At 65.5% G+C, this 17,083-nt stretch carries 17 protein-coding genes; 3 read left to right on the top strand and 14 right to left on the bottom strand.

Features of this window, described 5'->3' with window-relative positions; genetic code table 11:
• Window positions 1–47 precede the first annotated feature (47 nt).
• From AC5RTS_RS06335 to AC5RTS_RS06300, 8 genes are all read right to left on the bottom strand, one after another.
• Window positions 48–863 carry a F0F1 ATP synthase subunit delta gene (locus AC5RTS_RS06335; RefSeq protein ID WP_493991224.1) on the bottom strand — a complete coding sequence of 272 codons (816 nt, stop codon included), beginning with the start codon at window positions 861–863 and terminating at the stop codon, window positions 48–50.
• A complete protein-coding gene (locus AC5RTS_RS06330; RefSeq protein WP_493991223.1) occupies window positions 863–1,411 on the bottom strand; it encodes a F0F1 ATP synthase subunit B in 549 nt (182 codons plus the stop codon). The genes AC5RTS_RS06335 and AC5RTS_RS06330 overlap by 1 nt, the downstream gene beginning before the upstream one ends.
• Window positions 1,412–1,455: 44 nt before the next feature.
• Complete coding sequence (gene atpE, locus AC5RTS_RS06325) at window positions 1,456–1,671, bottom strand: ATP synthase F0 subunit C (protein ID WP_191807777.1); 216 nt, start codon at window positions 1,669–1,671, stop codon at window positions 1,456–1,458.
• A 72-nt stretch (window positions 1,672–1,743) separates the two neighbouring features.
• Window positions 1,744–2,547 carry a F0F1 ATP synthase subunit A gene (atpB, locus tag AC5RTS_RS06320; RefSeq protein ID WP_493991222.1) on the bottom strand — a complete coding sequence of 268 codons (804 nt, stop codon included), beginning with the start codon at window positions 2,545–2,547 and terminating at the stop codon, window positions 1,744–1,746.
• An 85-nt stretch (window positions 2,548–2,632) separates the two neighbouring features.
• Window positions 2,633–2,908: a hypothetical protein gene (locus AC5RTS_RS06315; RefSeq protein WP_493991221.1), complete on the bottom strand. Its 276-nt coding sequence runs from the start codon at window positions 2,906–2,908 to the stop codon at window positions 2,633–2,635.
• 1 nt (window position 2,909) lies between these two features.
• Window positions 2,910–3,383 (bottom strand): hypothetical protein, encoded by a 474-nt coding sequence (locus AC5RTS_RS06310; RefSeq protein ID WP_493991220.1) that lies wholly within the window; start codon window positions 3,381–3,383, stop codon window positions 2,910–2,912.
• A gap of 182 nt (window positions 3,384–3,565) precedes the next feature.
• Entirely contained in the window at window positions 3,566–4,561 is a 996-nt protein-coding gene (locus AC5RTS_RS06305; RefSeq protein ID WP_493991219.1) for an MraY family glycosyltransferase, read from the bottom strand.
• The gene (locus tag AC5RTS_RS06300; protein WP_493991218.1) at window positions 4,561–6,429 is read right to left on the bottom strand and encodes a polysaccharide biosynthesis protein; all 1,869 of its coding nucleotides are present in this window, start codon (window positions 6,427–6,429) and stop codon (window positions 4,561–4,563) included. Before AC5RTS_RS06300 ends, AC5RTS_RS06305 begins: the two co-directional genes overlap by 1 nt.
• 158 nt (window positions 6,430–6,587) lie before the next feature.
• Here AC5RTS_RS06300 and AC5RTS_RS06295 point away from each other — a divergent pair, with 158 nt between their 5' ends.
• The 3 genes from AC5RTS_RS06295 to AC5RTS_RS06285 are packed head-to-tail and all read left to right on the top strand — an operon-like array spanning window position 6,588 to window position 9,456.
• The gene (locus tag AC5RTS_RS06295; protein ID WP_493991217.1) at window positions 6,588–7,487 is read left to right on the top strand and encodes a glycosyltransferase; all 900 of its coding nucleotides are present in this window, start codon (window positions 6,588–6,590) and stop codon (window positions 7,485–7,487) included.
• Between the two features lie 2 nt (window positions 7,488–7,489).
• Entirely contained in the window at window positions 7,490–8,479 is a 990-nt protein-coding gene (locus AC5RTS_RS06290; protein ID WP_493991216.1) for a glycosyltransferase, read from the top strand.
• Window positions 8,476–9,456 (top strand): NAD-dependent epimerase/dehydratase family protein, encoded by a 981-nt coding sequence (locus AC5RTS_RS06285; RefSeq protein ID WP_493991215.1) that lies wholly within the window; start codon window positions 8,476–8,478, stop codon window positions 9,454–9,456. Before AC5RTS_RS06290 ends, AC5RTS_RS06285 begins: the two co-directional genes overlap by 4 nt.
• Before the next feature lie 31 nt (window positions 9,457–9,487).
• On the opposite strand, the gene AC5RTS_RS06280 is transcribed toward AC5RTS_RS06285, so the two are convergent.
• The 6 genes from AC5RTS_RS06280 to thrC all read right to left on the bottom strand — a co-directional run bounded on the left by AC5RTS_RS06280 (window position 9,488) and on the right by thrC (window position 17,083).
• The gene (locus AC5RTS_RS06280) at window positions 9,488–10,222 is read right to left on the bottom strand and encodes an L-threonylcarbamoyladenylate synthase (protein WP_493991214.1); all 735 of its coding nucleotides are present in this window, start codon (window positions 10,220–10,222) and stop codon (window positions 9,488–9,490) included.
• Complete coding sequence (prmC, locus tag AC5RTS_RS06275; protein ID WP_493991213.1) at window positions 10,219–11,178, bottom strand: peptide chain release factor N(5)-glutamine methyltransferase; 960 nt, start codon at window positions 11,176–11,178, stop codon at window positions 10,219–10,221. The genes AC5RTS_RS06280 and prmC overlap by 4 nt, the downstream gene beginning before the upstream one ends.
• Complete coding sequence (prfA, locus tag AC5RTS_RS06270; RefSeq protein WP_493991212.1) at window positions 11,138–12,217, bottom strand: peptide chain release factor 1; 1,080 nt, start codon at window positions 12,215–12,217, stop codon at window positions 11,138–11,140. The genes prmC and prfA overlap by 41 nt, the downstream gene beginning before the upstream one ends.
• A gap of 161 nt (window positions 12,218–12,378) precedes the next feature.
• A complete protein-coding gene (rho, locus tag AC5RTS_RS06265) occupies window positions 12,379–14,586 on the bottom strand; it encodes a transcription termination factor Rho (RefSeq protein ID WP_493991211.1) in 2,208 nt (735 codons plus the stop codon).
• Between the two features lie 390 nt (window positions 14,587–14,976).
• Entirely contained in the window at window positions 14,977–15,948 is a 972-nt protein-coding gene (gene thrB / locus AC5RTS_RS06260) for a homoserine kinase (protein ID WP_493991210.1), read from the bottom strand.
• A gap of 7 nt (window positions 15,949–15,955) precedes the next feature.
• Window positions 15,956–17,083 (bottom strand): threonine synthase, encoded by a 1,128-nt coding sequence (gene thrC, locus AC5RTS_RS06255; protein ID WP_493991209.1) that lies wholly within the window; start codon window positions 17,081–17,083, stop codon window positions 15,956–15,958.

Here is a 17,083-nt window from a genome sequence, read left to right as displayed (position 1 = left end):
GATTGGTTCTCAATTGTTTCTCTGGCCGTTGCCGGCCCTGAAGGTGACTAGACAGCGAGCTTTCGGCGCAGTTCGGTCAGTCGTGTCGCAACGGTGGAATCAACTACTTCATCCCCCACTGTGACACGGATGCCGCCCAGAATCGTCGGGTCTACGTTGACGTTGATCTTCAGCTCACGGCCATACAGTCCGTTGAGAGAGGACTGCAGACGCTTCTGCTGCTCCTGCGTCAGCGGACGGCTTGACTGCACTTCTGCAATCCACCGCTGCTGCCGGCCGGCTACCAGTTCCATGAACCGCGTGACCAGTGCCGAAGGACGCAGTCCGCGCGGGGCGGTGACCGCCTGGCGAACCAGCACCTTGGCTTCGGCTCCCATACCGGGTACCAGCTTCATAGCCAGTGCCGAACGGGCTTCAGCTGAAGCCTGCGGTTCCTGCAGTGCCCGCTGGACCTCGTGGTTGGCTGCTACTGCCTGGTTGAACCGGAACAGATCGCTTTCCAGGTCTTCCAGGCCGGAGAGGCCGGGGCCCTTGTTTTCCGCTACTGCGGAAACAACCGTTGCACCCAGGGTTTCCAGGGCATCGCCCAGGTCGCGCGGCGTGCGCCACCGGGACTCCACCAGAGAAGCAACAAGCTGCTCGGCATCGGTCGAAACCTTGCCGCCTACCAGCTTGGAGACCAGGGCTGCCTTGGCAGAGGCTTCACGAGCCGGATCCGTCAGGGCACGAAGCAGTCCAGCATCGCTGTCCAGCAGGCCCAGAATTCCAAAGAGTTCCTCGGCCAGGGACAGGCGGGCGCCGGGAAGCATTGTTTCCAGCTTTTCCTGTGCCACGGCCAGTGACTCGCTCGATATACCTGCCATTACTGGACCGCACCTGCGTTCTGGGATTCCAGGTCGTCAAGGAAGCGGTCAACGACACGGGCTGCACGAGCGTCGTCGGCGAGCGACTCGCCAACGATCTTGCTGGCCAGTTCCGTGGCGAGGGTGCCCACTTCGCTGCGGAGCGCAACGACAGCTGCCTGCCGTTCAGCTTCAATGGCGACGTGGGACTGTTCCATGATGCGGGCGGATTCCGCGCCGGCCTTGGCCTTCAGGTCAGCGAGGATCTGGGCGCCTTCGGCGCGTGCTTCCTCACGGATCCGATTGGCTTCGGTACGGGCGTCGATCAGCTGCTGCTTGTACTCGTCCAGAGCTGCACTGGCCTCGGCCTGGGCGGCTTCAGCCTTCTTGAGTCCGCCTTCGATGGCCTCGGTACGCTCTGCATACGTCTTCTCGAACATCGGGACGACGAACTTGACGACGATGTACATCAGCACGGCGAAGCCAAGCAGTGTTACGAGGATCTCCCAGATGTTTGGGACCAGTGGATTCGCGCCCTCTTCGGCGGCGAGGATTAGTGCCTCGTTCATTTCAATCCGTCCTATCTACTTGGTGAGGAAAATTCGCGCTGACGTTACAGAACGAACGCGAAAACCAGACCAAGGATAGCCAGTGCTTCGGTCAGTGCCAGGCCGAGGAAGGCGATGGGCTGCAGGACGCGCTGGGCTTCCGGCTGGCGGGCAACACCGTTGATGTAGGCAGCGAAGACCAGGCCCACGCCGATGGCGCCGCCGATGGCGGACAGACCGTAGCCGACGAGGTTGATGTTGCCGTTGATTTCACCAATCATTATGGCTTTGTTCCTTTCAAGATGCCCGAAGGCAGGTTGTATGGTTCAGGGGGTTCCCCGGGAAGGGGAGGTTTAGTGTTCCTCGGCCAGGGAGCCTTGGATGTAGATCGCAGTCAGCAGGGTAAAGACATAGGCCTGCAGGCACTGGATCAAAACTTCGAACAGGAACATCCCGACGCCGCCAACCAGGGTGAGCACACCCAGCGGCTTCAGCAGTCCTTCAGCCTCGAGCAGCAGGAACGAGGTTCCGGCACCCGCCAGCATGATGATCAGGTGGCCCGAGAGCATGGTTGCGAAGAGTCGCAAGCTGTGCGTGATCGGGCGGACCAGGAAGGTGGAGATGATTTCGATCAGCACCACGAGGGGCAGGATGGCCATCGGCACACCGGAGGGCACAGTGGCGAACTTGAAGTACGAGATACCGTGCTTCCGGATGCCGACAATGATCCAGGTGAAGTAGACAATCGCTGCCAGCGCATAGGCGGTACCCACGTGGGACGTGGTCGGCAGCTGGGCCAGCGGGATGGTGCCCCACAGGTTGTTGATCAGAATGAAGAAGAACAGCGCAAAGAGCAGCGGAGTAAAGGACCTGAAGTCCTTTTCACCGATGATGTCCCGGCCGATCGAGTTGCGGACGAAGTTGTAGCTGAACTCGCCGAGGAACTGCAGCCGGCCCGGAACCATCTGTCCCTTGCGGGCAGCGGCTATGAAGAACCAGCCGATAAGGATGACGGAGAGGAGGATAAGCAGCATCTGCTTTCCAAACCCTTCACCATATTCGGCGCCCCAGGGAAGAATCTCAGGGAGGTGCATGTCTTCGAGGGTGGGTGCGACGAATCCCTCGTCATTGGAGGCGGGAAGCGCAAGCGCGATCAACGCGTTTCCTCTCTGCTGTGTCCATCGTTGGGCATATCATTGGCGGGCGCGCTCAAGGTGCGCCCGTTGTTTCGGTTTTGTGAAATCAATTCGATTTATCCGTATCCGGCTGTTTTCCGCCCTTGGCGGGTCGGTCTGCACCCGAGGCGCGTCTGTGTGCGAAGGCGACATAGTAGCCGCTGACCACACCCAGGACGATACCGGCCGGTAAAATCCAGCGAGTTCCCAGGAGACTATCCAGGCTCCACCCTATCAAACCCAGGGCGATGATTCCCGCCAGCACATACTGCAGTACTGCGCGGCGTCCGGAGGCCGGGTCCTGGAAGGCGGAAGGGGCGGAGGCAGGCTGTTTATTGGGCATGTCAGTCTCCCTTGCGGGCGGGTTCGGGGGCTTCGGAGTAAATCAGGTGGCGGGTCCGGGAGAAGGCCCGGATCTCGGCAGCCTGCCAGAGGACCACTGCACCGACCGCCGTAAGCGCAAACCATTCACGGTGCATCCATTCAGGGACACCCAGCATAAAAAGAATGACGGCGAAGCCGACAACCTTGATGGCGTAGGTGACCACGAACATTCCAATGGCACCGGACGGATTGCTGCGGCCCACAAAGTGCCCGACCAAAAGGCTGATTCCGAAGAACGCAACAATAAGGAACCAGCCAAGGAGTGAACTCGCGGCCGCTTCCGGACCCGATATCACCGCGGCAGCAGCGGCCGCCAGGACTGCACCGCTGCCGGTGACTGCAAGAGCCGCCTTGAGGATCCCCAGCCAGGGGGCCGTCGTTGGCCCGGAGGGTGTCAGGTACCCGCCGGAGCGGGAACCGTCGTCGGATCTCATGGTGTGGGCAGTCTTCCTTGCCTGGGGAGTTACGGGTTTCGATAAGGCGCGGGCTACCGCGACCCTTGAATTCTACAGTACATAGAAGTCGCCGCTTACAGCGCGGCTGACGGGCCCGCACGGGCTCACCATGGCCGCCACGCGAACGGCGTCCGGACCGGGTGCGGCCAGGCCGCGTAACACTAGGCCACGTAGCGGCGGGCGAAGAGGCGCGGGGAGCTCAGGTAGAAAACCACCACGGCTACGGCGAAAAGGGCACCCGCAGCCGTAGCCCCGGCACCGGCGCCTGCCGTCAGCAGCCCGGTTCCGCCGATGGCGAGGGTGCAGGCAGTAACAAAGAGGGAAACCTGGACGTGGCTAAGCCCGCAGTCGGTCAGCCGCTGGTAAACGTGCTGGCGGTGCGCGGTGTACCACCGCTCGCCCCGGCGCACGCGCCGCAGAAGGGTGGAGAAGGTATCCACCAGGTAAATGAGGATCGGGAACAGCAGGTACTCGATATACACGCCTGCCAGGAAGGCAGCTACTGCAATTCCCGCGACGGCGGAACCCAGCAGGTAACTGCCGACGTCGCCCAGGAAAACCTGTCCCCTGCCGAGGTTCCAGGGCAGGAACGCCGCGAAGGCGGCCGCCGTCACGGCGCCGGCAACGGTAAGCCACATATGGTCCGAAAGCACACCGCTGACGGAATAGAGCCCGCCGACAGCCACACCGTGCAGGCCGGAAATCCCGTTGATGCCGTCCATAAAATTGGCCACGTTGATGTAAGCGGCAATGGCAAGTCCCCCCACGGGAACCCACCACCAGCTCTGCTCCATGGTCCAGGCCAGGGCTGCAGTGCCGGCAAGCCCGATCAGCAGCTGGGTACCGGCCCGGGTCCGGACGGAGACGCCCCGCCAGTCTTCGATCCACCCCAGCAGGGATGCCAGTCCGGTAATGACGATGAGGATGGCCACGATGGAGCGGTCCACGGCCACCAGACCGGTGAGCAGGGCGAGGACAAGCCCGGCCAGCACGCCCGCGGCAACGGTGACGCCCACACCGCGGATCACCACGGTGGTGTGGGAGGAACGCTCATTGGGCACATCCAGCACGCCCAGGCGCCGCAGCAGGGGAATGAAAACGAACGGCAGCAGGAGGCTCGTCAGGAAGGCTGCCGCGATGCAGAGGCCCAGCAGCATTAGCCCGTCCGCCGTTCCCGGTAGGCGCCCTCGGCATCCGGACCGGGCAACGGCACAACGTCGTCGGGCGGGGTTTGAAGTCCGCAGCGGCGCAGCCAGTCGGCCAGGTCAAGGTCACCGGGGTTGAGGACGGCTACGGACGCGTGGGAGATCTTGGGATGGAACGGCCTGGAGTCCTCTTCGCCCGAGCCCACCAGGATCTCGTGCATTTTTTCGCCCTGCCGCAGGCCGGTGAAGACTATCTCCACATCCTTGCCGGACATGGCAATCATCCGGCGCGCGACGTCGAGGATCTTCACGGGCTCGCCCATGTCCAGGATCATGACCTCGCCCCCGCGGCCGATGGCTCCGGCCTGGATGACCAGCTGGCAGGCCTCGGGAATGGTCATGAAGAAGCGTGTCACTTCGGGATCGGTCACCGTCACCGGGCCGCCCTGGCGGATCTGTTCGCTGAACAGCGGCAGCATGGAGCCGCGGCTGCCGATCACGTTTCCGAAGCGGACGGAGACGTACCGCTCCCCCGTGGCCCGGGCCATCCATGCGGTGAGTTTTTCGGCCACCCGCTTGGAATGGCCCAGGACAGTGGTGGGATTGGCCGCCTTGTCCGTGGAGATGTTCACGAAGTGGCGCACATCCGCCTTGCGGGCCGCCGCCAGGACATTGGCTGTACCCAGCACATTGGTCTTCCAGGCTTCGTGCGGGTACTGCTCCAGCAGGGAGACGTGCTTCAGCGCTGCGGCATGGAACACGACGTCGGGACGGCGTTCACGGAAGATCTTCTCCAGCGCGTCGGGGTCGCGGATGTCCGCAAGCACCGTGTCCCGGCCGTCCAGCAGGCCGCGGCCGGTGATGGACAGCTGGGTCAGCTGCAGCCCGGTCTCATCCCGGTCCACCATGATCAGCTCGCCCGGATTGAAGGCCGTGATCTGCCGGCAGAGCTCGGAACCGATGGAACCGCCGGCGCCGGTCACCAGGACCTTTTTCCCCGAGAGGTAGCCCGCTACCTCGTCCACGTGGATGTCCACGGGGCGCCGGCCGATCAGGTCCTCCACCGCAACGTCGCGGAAGTCGGTCAGCCCGGCGCCGTCGCCCTTGGCCAGCATGTCCTTGAGCGGGGGAAGCACCAGCACCCGCAGGTCCAGGCCTTCAGCGCGGTCGGAAATCTCGCGCACCTGCTTGGCTTCGATGTCCGCCATCGCCACGATCAATACGGTGGCGCGGGTCCGGTGCACCAGATCGGGCAGGTCAACCAGTTTGCCGATGACGGGAACGGTGGCCAGCCGCAGGTGTTTCTTGGCCGGATCATCGTCGATCAGGCCCACCGGGTAGTAGGGGGATTCGGGGTCCTTCATCATCCGCGAGACCAGGGAGCTGCCCAGGAATCCGGCTCCGTAGATAAGGGCACGCTGGGCTTCCTCGCCCGGACGGGCCCGGCTTTCCACATACATCCGCTTCAGGTAGCGGATGGCGGCCATAAACAGGCAGGCGAAGGGGAAAGCGATCATGCCGGTGCTGCGCGGAATGTCGATCACCAGGCCGAAAAGGGCGCTGGCCAGGACCAGGATGGCCGAGACAATCAGCGTGACGACGGCCAGCAGGCGCATCTCGTGGAAGCTGCCGAAACTGTAGCGTCCGCGGTACAGCGCGAACGAGTATCCGACAACCAGCTGGGTCAATACCGCGACGCCGCAGAAGACCGCCAGGCCGCCGGGGCTGATCTGCTCCACGGTCAGTTCGTAGCGCAGCACCAGGGCAAGCACGATGGACACGATCCATGCCAGCGAGTCCAGCATGTACTGCGACCAGAGCCACAGAACCGGCTTTTCCCCCCGGGGAAGGCTCTTGTTGTCCGTAGGTTTTTGCCTCATGGTCCTCAACGGGTGGATACCCGGCTCTCTTCTCGATGGTGCATAGAACTGGTGGAAGAATCCGGTGTAATAGACTGGAATCTATTCAGCATACTAACTGCACACCCTCTCCTGTTTCGGCTTTGGCCGATGCTCCGGGGTGCTTCGAAAGGAACATCTTGCCGGACTCAGTGGCGGTAGCAGCGGTCACCTTCGACCGCCCCGACGACGTCAAGACGCTCTTGGAAGCCCTGGCCGCGCAGACCGGAAACATCACTTCCGTGGCCCTGGTGGACTCCGGGAAGAGCCCGGTCAAGGATATCGCCGACACCTCGTCCGCGCCGGTCAATTACATCCGTTCCAACACGAACCTCGGCGGCGCCGGCGGATTCTCCCTCGCTATTCTCTCAGCAATGGCTTCGGGTGCCGAATGGATCTGGATTATGGACGACGACGCCCATCCTGAAGATCCGGAATGCGTTGCCACACTTCTTGCGGCGGCAAAGGAACGCGGGCTTGATGTTGTCCTGCCGCTCGTGGTTGCTCCCGGAGCACCCGACACGCTCTCCTTCCACTTCCGCATCGACGGAAAACTCACCCACGACCGCGCCCTGGTGGCTGAACGGGGCTTCCTGCCCAACGTGGGGCATTTCTTCAACGGTGCGCTGATCCGGACCGATGTGTTCTACCGGGTCGGGCTGCCGGATCTGCGGCTGTTCATCCGCGGGGACGAAACCGACTTCATGATCCGGCTGCGGCGTGCCGGCGTCGAGTTCGGCACGGTCACCACGGTGGCCCTGACCCACCCTGCCGCATGGGCGGAGGTGCAGCCGGTGCTGGGCGACCGGATGCACGTGCTGGTTCCGGAAAACGCGTTCAAGCAGTTTTACTTCTACCGCAACCGCGGCCACCTGACGCGCCGCTACCGGCGGGTTCGGTCCCTGGTGGCCGACACGGTGGGCTACCCGGTCCACTTTGCCCGGACAAAGGATCCCCGGGGATTTGTGCAGTGGCTGCGTGCCTACGCAGCGGGCCTGGGCGGCCGCCGCTTCGGACCGCCCTCGGATTTCGGGTTCTAGCGGTGCCCGCCGCGCAGGACCTGCCGGCCAACGAGGCCGCACTGACCATCGTTATCACCACGTTCAACCGCTCGGGTTTCCTGGCCGGCCTGCTGCAGAGCATCCGGGCACTGGATCCCGCCCCCGCGGGCGTGCTGGTGGTGGACAATGCCAGCACAGATGACACCCCCGACGTGGTGGAGGCGGCCAGGGCGGATTTCCCCGTTCCGCTGCAGTCCATCCGGCTGGAGACCAATACCGGCGGAGCCGGCGGATTTGCGGCCGGCACCGAGGCGGCCCTGGCCAACGGGGCACAGTGGCTGTGGCTGATGGATGACGACGTCGAAGTCCTCCCCCATGCAGTGGCCGCACTGCGCAAGTGGACCGGCCGCTACGAGTGCATCCACGGGCGCCGGTACGACGACGCCGGGGCGCCCTTCTTCTGGCAGCACCGCTTTGTGCCGTTCCTCGGCGTGCATCTGCCGGTGCGCGGCAACGTTTTCCGCGACTCCCCCGTTTTCGAAACCAATGTGGGCTGCTTTGAAGGCATGCTTATCAGCGCCGCACAGGTCCGCAGGATCGGGCCGCCGGACGCACGATACTTCATCAACGGTGATGACCTGATCTACGGCTGGCTGGCGTCCCTGGACCGGCCGGTGGCGTACGTCAACGACTTTGTGCTGCGCAAGGTCCGCCCGCAGAAACAGATCGACCTTGGCATCCGGCACCTGAACGATTCAAGCAATCTGGGCCGTTTCACGTCCATGCGCAACCGCGGACACACCGCCCGCTACCTGCAGGCGCACGGCCGCTTCAGCCCGGTGGGCTTCGGGATAGGCACGTTCCTGACCGCGGCTAAGGAGCTGCTGCGCCTGCTGGCGGTGGAGCATACGCTGCACGGCGTGGAACGGCTCTGGACCGGCTGGCGCGGCTCGCGCCGGATCCTGCGGGATCCGTCCTGGACTCCCATGCCTCCGCTGGCAGAACCATCACCACGAAAGCAACAGGTTTGAGCACTCCCTCCACGTCCTCCGGTTCCGCCTCCGTTCCCTCCTCCGCACCTGTGTGGGTGGTTGTGGGCGCCACCGGGTTTATCGGCTCCTCCGTGTACGCCGCGCTCACAGCCCGCGGTGCCCGCGTCCGGACAGTTTCCGCGCCCCGCCTGCAGGCCGCGGACGCCGACGCCCGTACCCTGGCAGCCGCCGCAGCCGGCATGATCTCTGACCGGGAGTCGCTCACCGCAGCCTTCACGGGAGCCGACGTGGTGATCAACGCCGCGGGCCTGGCAACTCCCGGCGCCGGAGATTCTCCCGAGCTGCGGGGCGCAAACGCACTGCTGCCCGTGCTGATCGCCGACGCCGCAGACGCCGCCGGAGTCCGTCGGTTTGTCCATCTGAGCAGTGCTGCCGTTCAGGGCCACCGGCCGTTTTTGGACGAGAGCAGCCACGTTGAGCCCTTCTCCGCGTATTCGCGGGCCAAGGCCCTGGGCGAGCAGGCACTCGCCGCCCGGCAGGCCGGCTCCTGCAGCGTCGTCACCGTCCGGGCGACCTCGGTACAGGGTCCCGGCAGGCCGACGACGGCGAAGCTGGCCAGGCTGGCAGCCTCCCCGCTGGCGTCCGTGGCGGCGCCCGGCACCGCCCCGAGCCCCGTCAGCTCCGTGGATGCCCTGGTGGATTTTGTCCTGACCGTTGCCAGCCATCCCGGCCAGGTACCCGCTGTGGTCCTGCAGCCCTGGGAGCAGGCCTCGGTTTCCTCGGTGCTCGAATCGGCCGGCGGACGCCGGCCGGCCCGGTTGCCTGCCTGGTTCTGCAAGGCCATGCTCCGTACCGGCTACGCGGTTTCATCGCTGGCCGGAGAACGCTTCCACGGTCCCCTGCGCCGCGTCGAAATGATGTGGTTCGGTCAGCGGCAGGAACCGGGCTGGGCCGAGGCTACCGGCAATGTGCCCGAACCGCGGGTGCAGCACGTTTTGGAGTCCTCCCGCAGCTAGCGGCCGGCGGGAGGACCCATCCCGGGAGGGTCTATTCCTTACCCAGGGAAGGTGCAGGCGCCTGGGGCTCCGGTTCCGGCTGCTGTGCCGTCTCCTGCACCGGTTCTTCGTCCAGGTCCAGGATGCCCGGCACCACGGCCCGCAGCGCTTCGAGGCTGACTGCACCGCGGCGGACCACGCGCATCGGCTCACTGGTGGCGTCCACGATGGTGGACGGGATGCCGTCTTCCTTGGCCTCCGGGCGGTGGCCCGCCTCCAGATAGACCTCCACCGATTCAGCCAGCTGGCTCTGCGCCTCGGCTGCGGTCTGTGCTGCCGGGGAGCCGGTGCGGTTGGCGGAGGAAACCGCCAGCGGGCCGGTGACCCCGAGCAGGTCGAGTGCTATCCGGTCATCGGGCATCCGCAGCGCGACGGTCCCCAGGGTGTCGCCCAGGTCCCAGCTCAGCGACGGCTGGGCGTGGAAGATCAGCGTCAGGCCACCGGGCCAGAAGGCTTCGGCAAGGCGGCGGGCATCCTCGGGGATGTCCGTAGCGAGCCCGTCCATGGTCTGCAGCCGCGGGATCAGGACGGGCGGGGGCATGCTCCGTCCACGGCCCTTGGCGGCCAGCAGGGTGGCCACGGCCTGCGGCGAAAACGCGTCCGCGCCGATTCCGTACACCGTGTCGGTGGGCAGCACGATGCAGGCTTTCGCAGCAATGGCCTGCTGCGCGGCCGCAAGGCCTTCGCTGAGTTCTTCGGGGTTGGTGCAGTCATAACTGGTGCTCACGGCAACATTCCTTCATGTGTGGATGCCATCGGTTCGGTTCTCACGGGTTCGGCCGTGACGGGCCGCCGGACGCCTGAGGTGGCACGGGGCCGGCCGTTGAGGTCAAGGTGGGAACGGACATCCGTCCAGGCCGGATCGCCGGCCAGCATGCGGGCTACGGCGGGTGCCTGGACTTCTGCGTGCTCCATCACGAAGTATCCGCCCGGAACCAGCAGCCGTGCCGCCGTGCGCGCAGCAGCCGCGGGCAGTTCCATGCCGTCCGCACCGCCGCCGTAGAGTGCCATCGCCGGATCATGCTCAGCGGCTTCGGGTTCGATGGGAACGGCTTCTGCCGGAATGTAGGGCGGGTTGGAAACCACCACGTCGAAGCGTCCGTTGTAGTCCCCAAACGCGGTGCGCAGGTCCCCCTGTACCAGGTGCACGCCCAGCGGTGAGAGGTTCCGCTCCGCCCAAGCGTAGGCCAGCGGGCTCAGCTCCACGGCGTGCACTTCGGCATCGGGAACTTCGGACGCCACGGCGGCTGCAATGGCGCCGGAACCGGTACCCAGATCCACGACCATCGGCGAGGGGATCCGCCGGGCAGCGTCAATGGCCAGCTGCGCCACGGTTTCGGTTTCCGGACGCGGCACAAACACGCCGGGGCCCACCGCCAGTTCAAGATAACGGAAATGCGCCTTGCCAGTGATGTGCTGCAGCGGCACGCGCGCTGCGCGCTCGGCCACCACGTCGGCAAAGCCTTCCGGAGCCGGGGCATCGGTGAAAGCCAGGGCCCGGACCCTGCCCACCGTCTCCCCCAGCAGGTGCGCGGCAAGCAGTTCCGCATCCACCCGGGGCGAGGGAACACCGGCCTCCGCCAGGCGTGCCGTGGCGCTCCGAAGCGCGGCGTCCAGGGTCTCCCCTGCCGGTCCTGCCGGGTTAGCTTTCGTCACCGATGGCGTCCAGCCGGGCCTGCTCATCCATCTCGATGGCAGCCTGGACCACGGCTTCCAGCTCACCGTTCAGGACGGTATCCAGGTTGTAGGCCTTGTAGCCGGTGCGGTGGTCCACAATCCGGTTTTCCGGGTAGTTGTAGGTACGGATCCGCTCGGACCGGTCCATGGTGCGGATCTGTGACTTCCGGATGTCCGAGTTCGCGGCGTCGATCTTCTCCTGCTCATGCGCGAGGATGCGGGAGCGCAGCACACGCATGGCAGCCTCACGGTTCTGCAGCTGGGACTTTTCGTTCTGCATGGCCACCACAATGCCCGTAGGCAGGTGGGTAATGCGCACGGCGGAGTCCGTGGTGTTCACCGACTGGCCGCCCGGACCCGAGGACCGGTACACGTCAATCTTGAGATCGTTCTGGTTGATCTCGACTTCTTCGGGTTCGTCAACTTCGGGCAGTACCAGCACGCCGGCAGCGGAGGTGTGGATCCGGCCCTGGGATTCGGTGACGGGCACACGCTGGACGCGGTGCACGCCGCCTTCGTACTTCAGCCGGGCGTAAACGCCCTCGGCCGGGTCATTGGAGGAACCCTTGATGGCCATGGAAACATCCTTGTAGCCGCCGAGGTCGGACTCGGTGGCGGAGATGATCTCGGTACGCCATCCGCGGTGCTCGGCGTAGCGGGTGTACATACGCAGCAGGTCGCCGGCGAACAGAGCTGCTTCGTCGCCGCCTTCGCCGCCCTTGACCTCAATGATGACGTCCCGGCCGTCGTTGGGGTCACGCGGAATCAGCAGGCGGCGCAGCTTTTCCTGGGCCTCCGCCAGCTGGTCCTTCAGCACGGGGACCTCGGCGGCGAACTCCGGATCCTCATCTGCCATTTCCGTTGCCGCGGCAAGATCGTCCTCGAGTCCGTGCCACTGGTTGTAGGCATCCACGATCCGGCTGAGTTCGGCGTAGCGGCGGCCGAGCCGGCGGGCCAGGCCCTGGTCCGCGTGTACTGCCGGATCGGAGAGCCGCAGCTGAAGCTCAGCGTGCTCATCCAACAGACCCTGAATGGACTCAAACATGTTTTAGGTTCCTCTTTCGACTGTGTATCCCACAGGCAGTTTATCGGCCCCGGCGGGGTGCGGGCGCGCGGGTGGCTCCGCCGTCCGGTGTTAACGGACAAACCGCCCAGGCTCCGGCCCCGGGTTAACCGGGACCGGAGCATGAGCGGCTCGTAAGGCAGCTAGTCGTCCTTGCTGCCCAGGGTGGTCTTCTGGACCTGCATCAGGAACTCCACGTTGGACTGGGTTTCCTTGATCTTGCCGGTCAGCAGTTCCAGCGCCTGCTGGGTGTCCAGCCCGGAGAGAACACGGCGCAGCTTCCACATGATCTTGACTTCATCGGGAGACAGCAGGTTCTCTTCGCGGCGGGTACCCGAAGCGTTGACGTCCACGGCCGGGAAGATGCGCTTGTCCGCGAGGTTGCGGGACAGGCGCAGTTCCATGTTGCCGGTGCCCTTGAACTCTTCGAAGATGACTTCATCCATCTTGGAGCCGGTCTCGACGAGCGCGGTGGCCAGGATGGTGAGCGAGCCGCCGTTTTCGATGTTGCGGGCAGCACCGAAGAAGCGCTTCGGCGGGTACAGCGCGGAGGAGTCCACGCCGCCGGAGAGGATACGGCCCGACGCCGGAGCGGCCAGGTTGTAGGCACGGCCCAGACGGGTCATGGAATCCAGCAGCACCACAACGTCGTTGCCCATTTCCACCAGGCGCTTGGCGCGCTCGATGGCGAGTTCGGCCACGGTGGTGTGGTCATCGGCGGGACGGTCGAAGGTGGAGGCAATAACCTCACCCTTGACCGTACGCTGCATGTCGGTGACTTCTTCGGGACGCTCGTCTACCAGGACCATCATCAGATGGACTTCCGGGTTGTTGATGGTGATTGCGTTCGCGATGGACTGCAGGATGAGCGTCTTGCCGGCCTTCGGCGGGGAGACGATCAGGCCGCGCTGGCCCTTGCCGATCGGTGCGACGAGGTCAATAACACGCGGACCGATCACCTTGGCCGAGGTCTCCAGGCGCAGGCGCTCGGAGGGGTACAGCGGAACCAGCTTGGAGAAGTCCACGCGGTCCTTGTTGTCTTCGGCGGGCTTGCCGTTGACGGAGGTGAGGCGGACCAGTGCGTTGAACTTCTGGCGCTGGTTCCCGCCCTGGTTTTCACCTTCGCGCGGTGCACGGATGGCGCCAACCACGGCGTCGCCCTTGCGCAGGTTGTACTTCTTGACCTGGGCGAGGGAAACGTACACGTCGTTCGGGCCCGGGAGGTAACCGGAGGTGCGCACAAACGCGTAGTTCTCCAGCACGTCCAGGATGCCGGCTACGGGCAGCAGGACATCGTCGTCAGTGACCTCGACGTCGTCGACCTCGGGGTTCTGGTTGCGGTTGCGGCGACGCTCGTTGCGGTCCCGGAAACGGTCGTTGCGATCGTTACGGTCATTGCGATCGTTGCGGTTCCGGTTGCGGCGGTTGCGCCCGCGGCCGTTCTCTTCGTTGTCGTCGCGGTTGTTGTTCTCGCGGCTGTTGTCGCGGTCGCGGTTATTGCCGCCGTCGCGGTTATTGTCGCGGTCGCGGTTGTTCTCGCGGTTGTTGCCGCCGTCACGGTTGTTCTCGCGGTTGTTGTCGCGGTCGCGGTTGCGGCGTTCACGGCGTTCGCTGCGCTCGTCATCGTTGGAACGGTTCTCCGAACCGTTCCCCTGGGACTGGGACGCACCGTTGGAAGAAGCTGCATCGCTGCTGCCGTTAGAGGATGCGTTGCCGTTGGAGGAAGCAGCTCCGTTCGAGGATGCGTTGCCGCGGTTCTCGCCGTTCTCCTGTGCTTCCGCGCCGGAGGTGCTGGTCTCGCTGCTGTCGCTGCGACGGTTGCGGCTGCGGCGGTTGCCGCGCTCACGCTGGTTTTCGTCGCGGCCGTTGTCCTCGCGGGCCGGGCGCTCAGGTGCCGTCTCGGCCTGCGGAGCCTGCTGTGCGGCTTCCGGGGCGGTTTCGGCCGGGGCTGAGGTGACGACACCGTCACTGGCTGCACGACGGTTGCGGTTCCGGGTCCGGGTGGGACGCTCGGTGGCGGTGCCCTGTGCCGGGGCTTCCGCGGACTGCGCCGGGACTGCCTGTGCAGAGTCGGATCCTGCAGCGGCGCCCTTGCCTGCGGTCTCTTCGCCCGAACGGGATCCCCGCACCGGGCGGTCGGCTACTGCGCCGCCACGCTGGTGGTTGGAGATGGCCGTAACCAGGTCTCCCTTGCGCATCCGGGAGCCGCCGGTGATGCCGAGCTGACCGGCAAGCGCCTGGAGCTGCGCAAGCTTGAGACCGGCAAGACCGGCGCTCTTTGAAGTGTTCTCGCCGGTGGAACCGGCGGATGCTGAATCCACGCCTGCAGTCAGGCTGGTGGTATCTGTCACGAAGGATCCTTCCCCCTCGTCGGGCGGTCCGGCGCATTGCCGGCCGCGGTGATTGACCCCGGACCGATGATCAGACATTGGACCGGGTCCGCCACAATCCGGCCGGAGCCGGGAAAGGGGCGATTCTGCTGGGTGCCTTGTTTAGAAGAATCCACACGGGGTTTCGTCAGCGTTGCTGCCGAACACGCGGCATTCAATGGGACTCGCCGCTTCTTGGCGGTACCGGATGAAGGCTACACCGAAGACAGTGCTTCCGCGGGTAAGGGCGATTGCGTCAACCAAATCACCGGAACGGGTGCAGTTACACCTGGGGCGGTGAAGTGTTTTCAACGAAAGCCCGGGCGGCCCGAAACGGACGGCCATGCCTGCGGGAGCACAAGAACGGTAAAACTACCGCTGGTGCACTTCCACTCTAGCACCATCTCGCTCCACGCCAAGCCGGAGAACACGCCAGTTTTCACCGGCTGCCTGCAGCTCCCGGGCCATCAGCTCCTCCGCCGCCTCTGCGGCAGACGACCCCTCGGCCAGGCACAGGACGGTGGGGCCGGCCCCGGAAACCGTTGCTGCGAACCCCGCAGCGCGCAGCGCCCGGATCAGCGCGGCGCTGGCGGGCATGGCGGGGGCGCGGAAGTCCTGGTGCAGGAAGTCCTGTGTTCCTTCCGGAAGGAGGGCCGGGTCCGTGGTCAGGGCATGGACCAAAAGCGCGGCGCGGCCCGAGTTTGCGGCGGCGGTCCGGTGCGCAACTGTGGCAGGCAGGAGCCCGCGCGCCCGTTCGGTGGACAGCTCGGTGGCGGGGATTGCCACCACCGGCACCACCTCGGGATGGACGACGGCGCGGGCCGAGCGGAAGACGCCGTCGGTCTCCCAGGAAACCGCAAGGTCGCCCGCCAGCGCGGGTGCCACGTTATCGGGGTGGCCCTCCAGAGCCGAGCAGGCGTGCAGGACCCCTGCGGCGTCCAGCCGGTCCTCCTCCGGCAGGAGGGCATTGGCGGCCAGCACGCCGGAGACGATCGCCGCGGCGGACGATCCCAGGCCCCGGCCGTGCGGGATGACGTTCTCGGCGCTGAGGTGCAGGCCGCGGACGGCATAGCCGGCGTCCGCCAGGGTGGAGAGAATCGTGCGCACCACCAGGTGGGAGGAATCCAGCGGAACCTGGTCCGCGCCCTCCCCCGTCACCTGCACGGTAATGCCCGGTTCATCGGCGGTCCGCACCCGGACGGTGTCATACAGCGACAGCGCCAGCCCCAGGGAATCAAATCCCGGTCCCAGGTTGGCGCTGGTGGCCGGGACCGTAACGGTCACTTCCCTGCCGGGGGCCAGCACTGTTGCGCCGGGGAGCTGTCCGGACTCTTCCACCTGCACGGCGGCCCTACTTGGTGCCGGCGGCTGGTGCAGCTGCTTCCAGCCCCAGTGCCGCGGCAACGCTGACGACGTCGAAATCGACCTTCGTGGGCTCAACGTCGGAGCCGTCGGCGGTGCGCAGCGCCCACTGCGGATCCTTCAGGCCGTGTCCGGTGACCGTGATGACAATGGTCTTCCCGGCAGGCACTTCCCCTGCTGCGTGCTTCTTCAGCAGTCCGGCAACGCCTGCCGCGGAGGCCGGTTCAACGAACACACCCTCGCGGGAGGAGAGCCAGCGGTGCGCCTCCAGGATCTCGGTGTCCGTCACGGCTTCGATGAGGCCGCCGGATTCATCCCGCGCAGCGATGGCGGCGTCCCAGGATGCCGGGTTGCCGATCCGGATGGCGGTGGCAATGGTGTCCGGGTCCGTCACCGGATGGCCCTTCACCAGCGGCGAAGCGCCTTCAGCCTGGAAGCCCCACATGTGCGGCGTCTTGGTGGCGACCGGCGCGATTTCCTCGCCTGCCACGTTGGTGTAGGGCGCGGCGTACTCTGTGTAGCCCTTCCAGTACGCGGTGATGTTGCCCGCGTTGCCCACAGGCAGCAGGTGGTAGTCCGGGGCGTCGCCGAGGTAGTCGACCACTTCGAAGGAGGCAGTCTTCTGGCCTTCGATGCGGGCCGGGTTCACGGAGTTCACCAGGAACACCGGGTACGCCTCGGCGAGCTTGCGGGCCACCTCCAGGCAGTTATCGAAGTTGCCGCGCACCTGCAGCAGCTCGGCGCCGTGTGCAATGGCCTGGCTCAGCTTGCCCATGGAGATCTTGCCGTCCGGAACCAGCACGGCGCAGGTGATTCCGGCCTGCGTGGCGTAGGCGGCGGCGGAGGCACTGGTGTTGCCGGTGGATGCGCAGACTACGGCCTTGGCGCCGGATTCAACGGCAGCGGTCATGGCCATGGTCATGCCGCGGTCCTTGAAGGAACCGGTGGGGTTCATGCCCTCCACCTTGAGGTAGACCGTGGAACCGGTCAGTTCCGAGAGCGCCTTGGCGTGCACCAGCGGGGTGCCGCCTTCACCCAGGGTGATGATTTCGGTGCTGTCGGTAACCGGCAGCCGGTCGGCGTATTCGCGGATAACGCCGCGCCATTGGTGAGCCAC

This window comes from Arthrobacter sp. MDT1-49-2, assembly GCF_059090185.1.
Note: the sequence above shows the minus strand (reverse complement) of the source record. Positions and strands in the feature narration are given on the sequence as shown.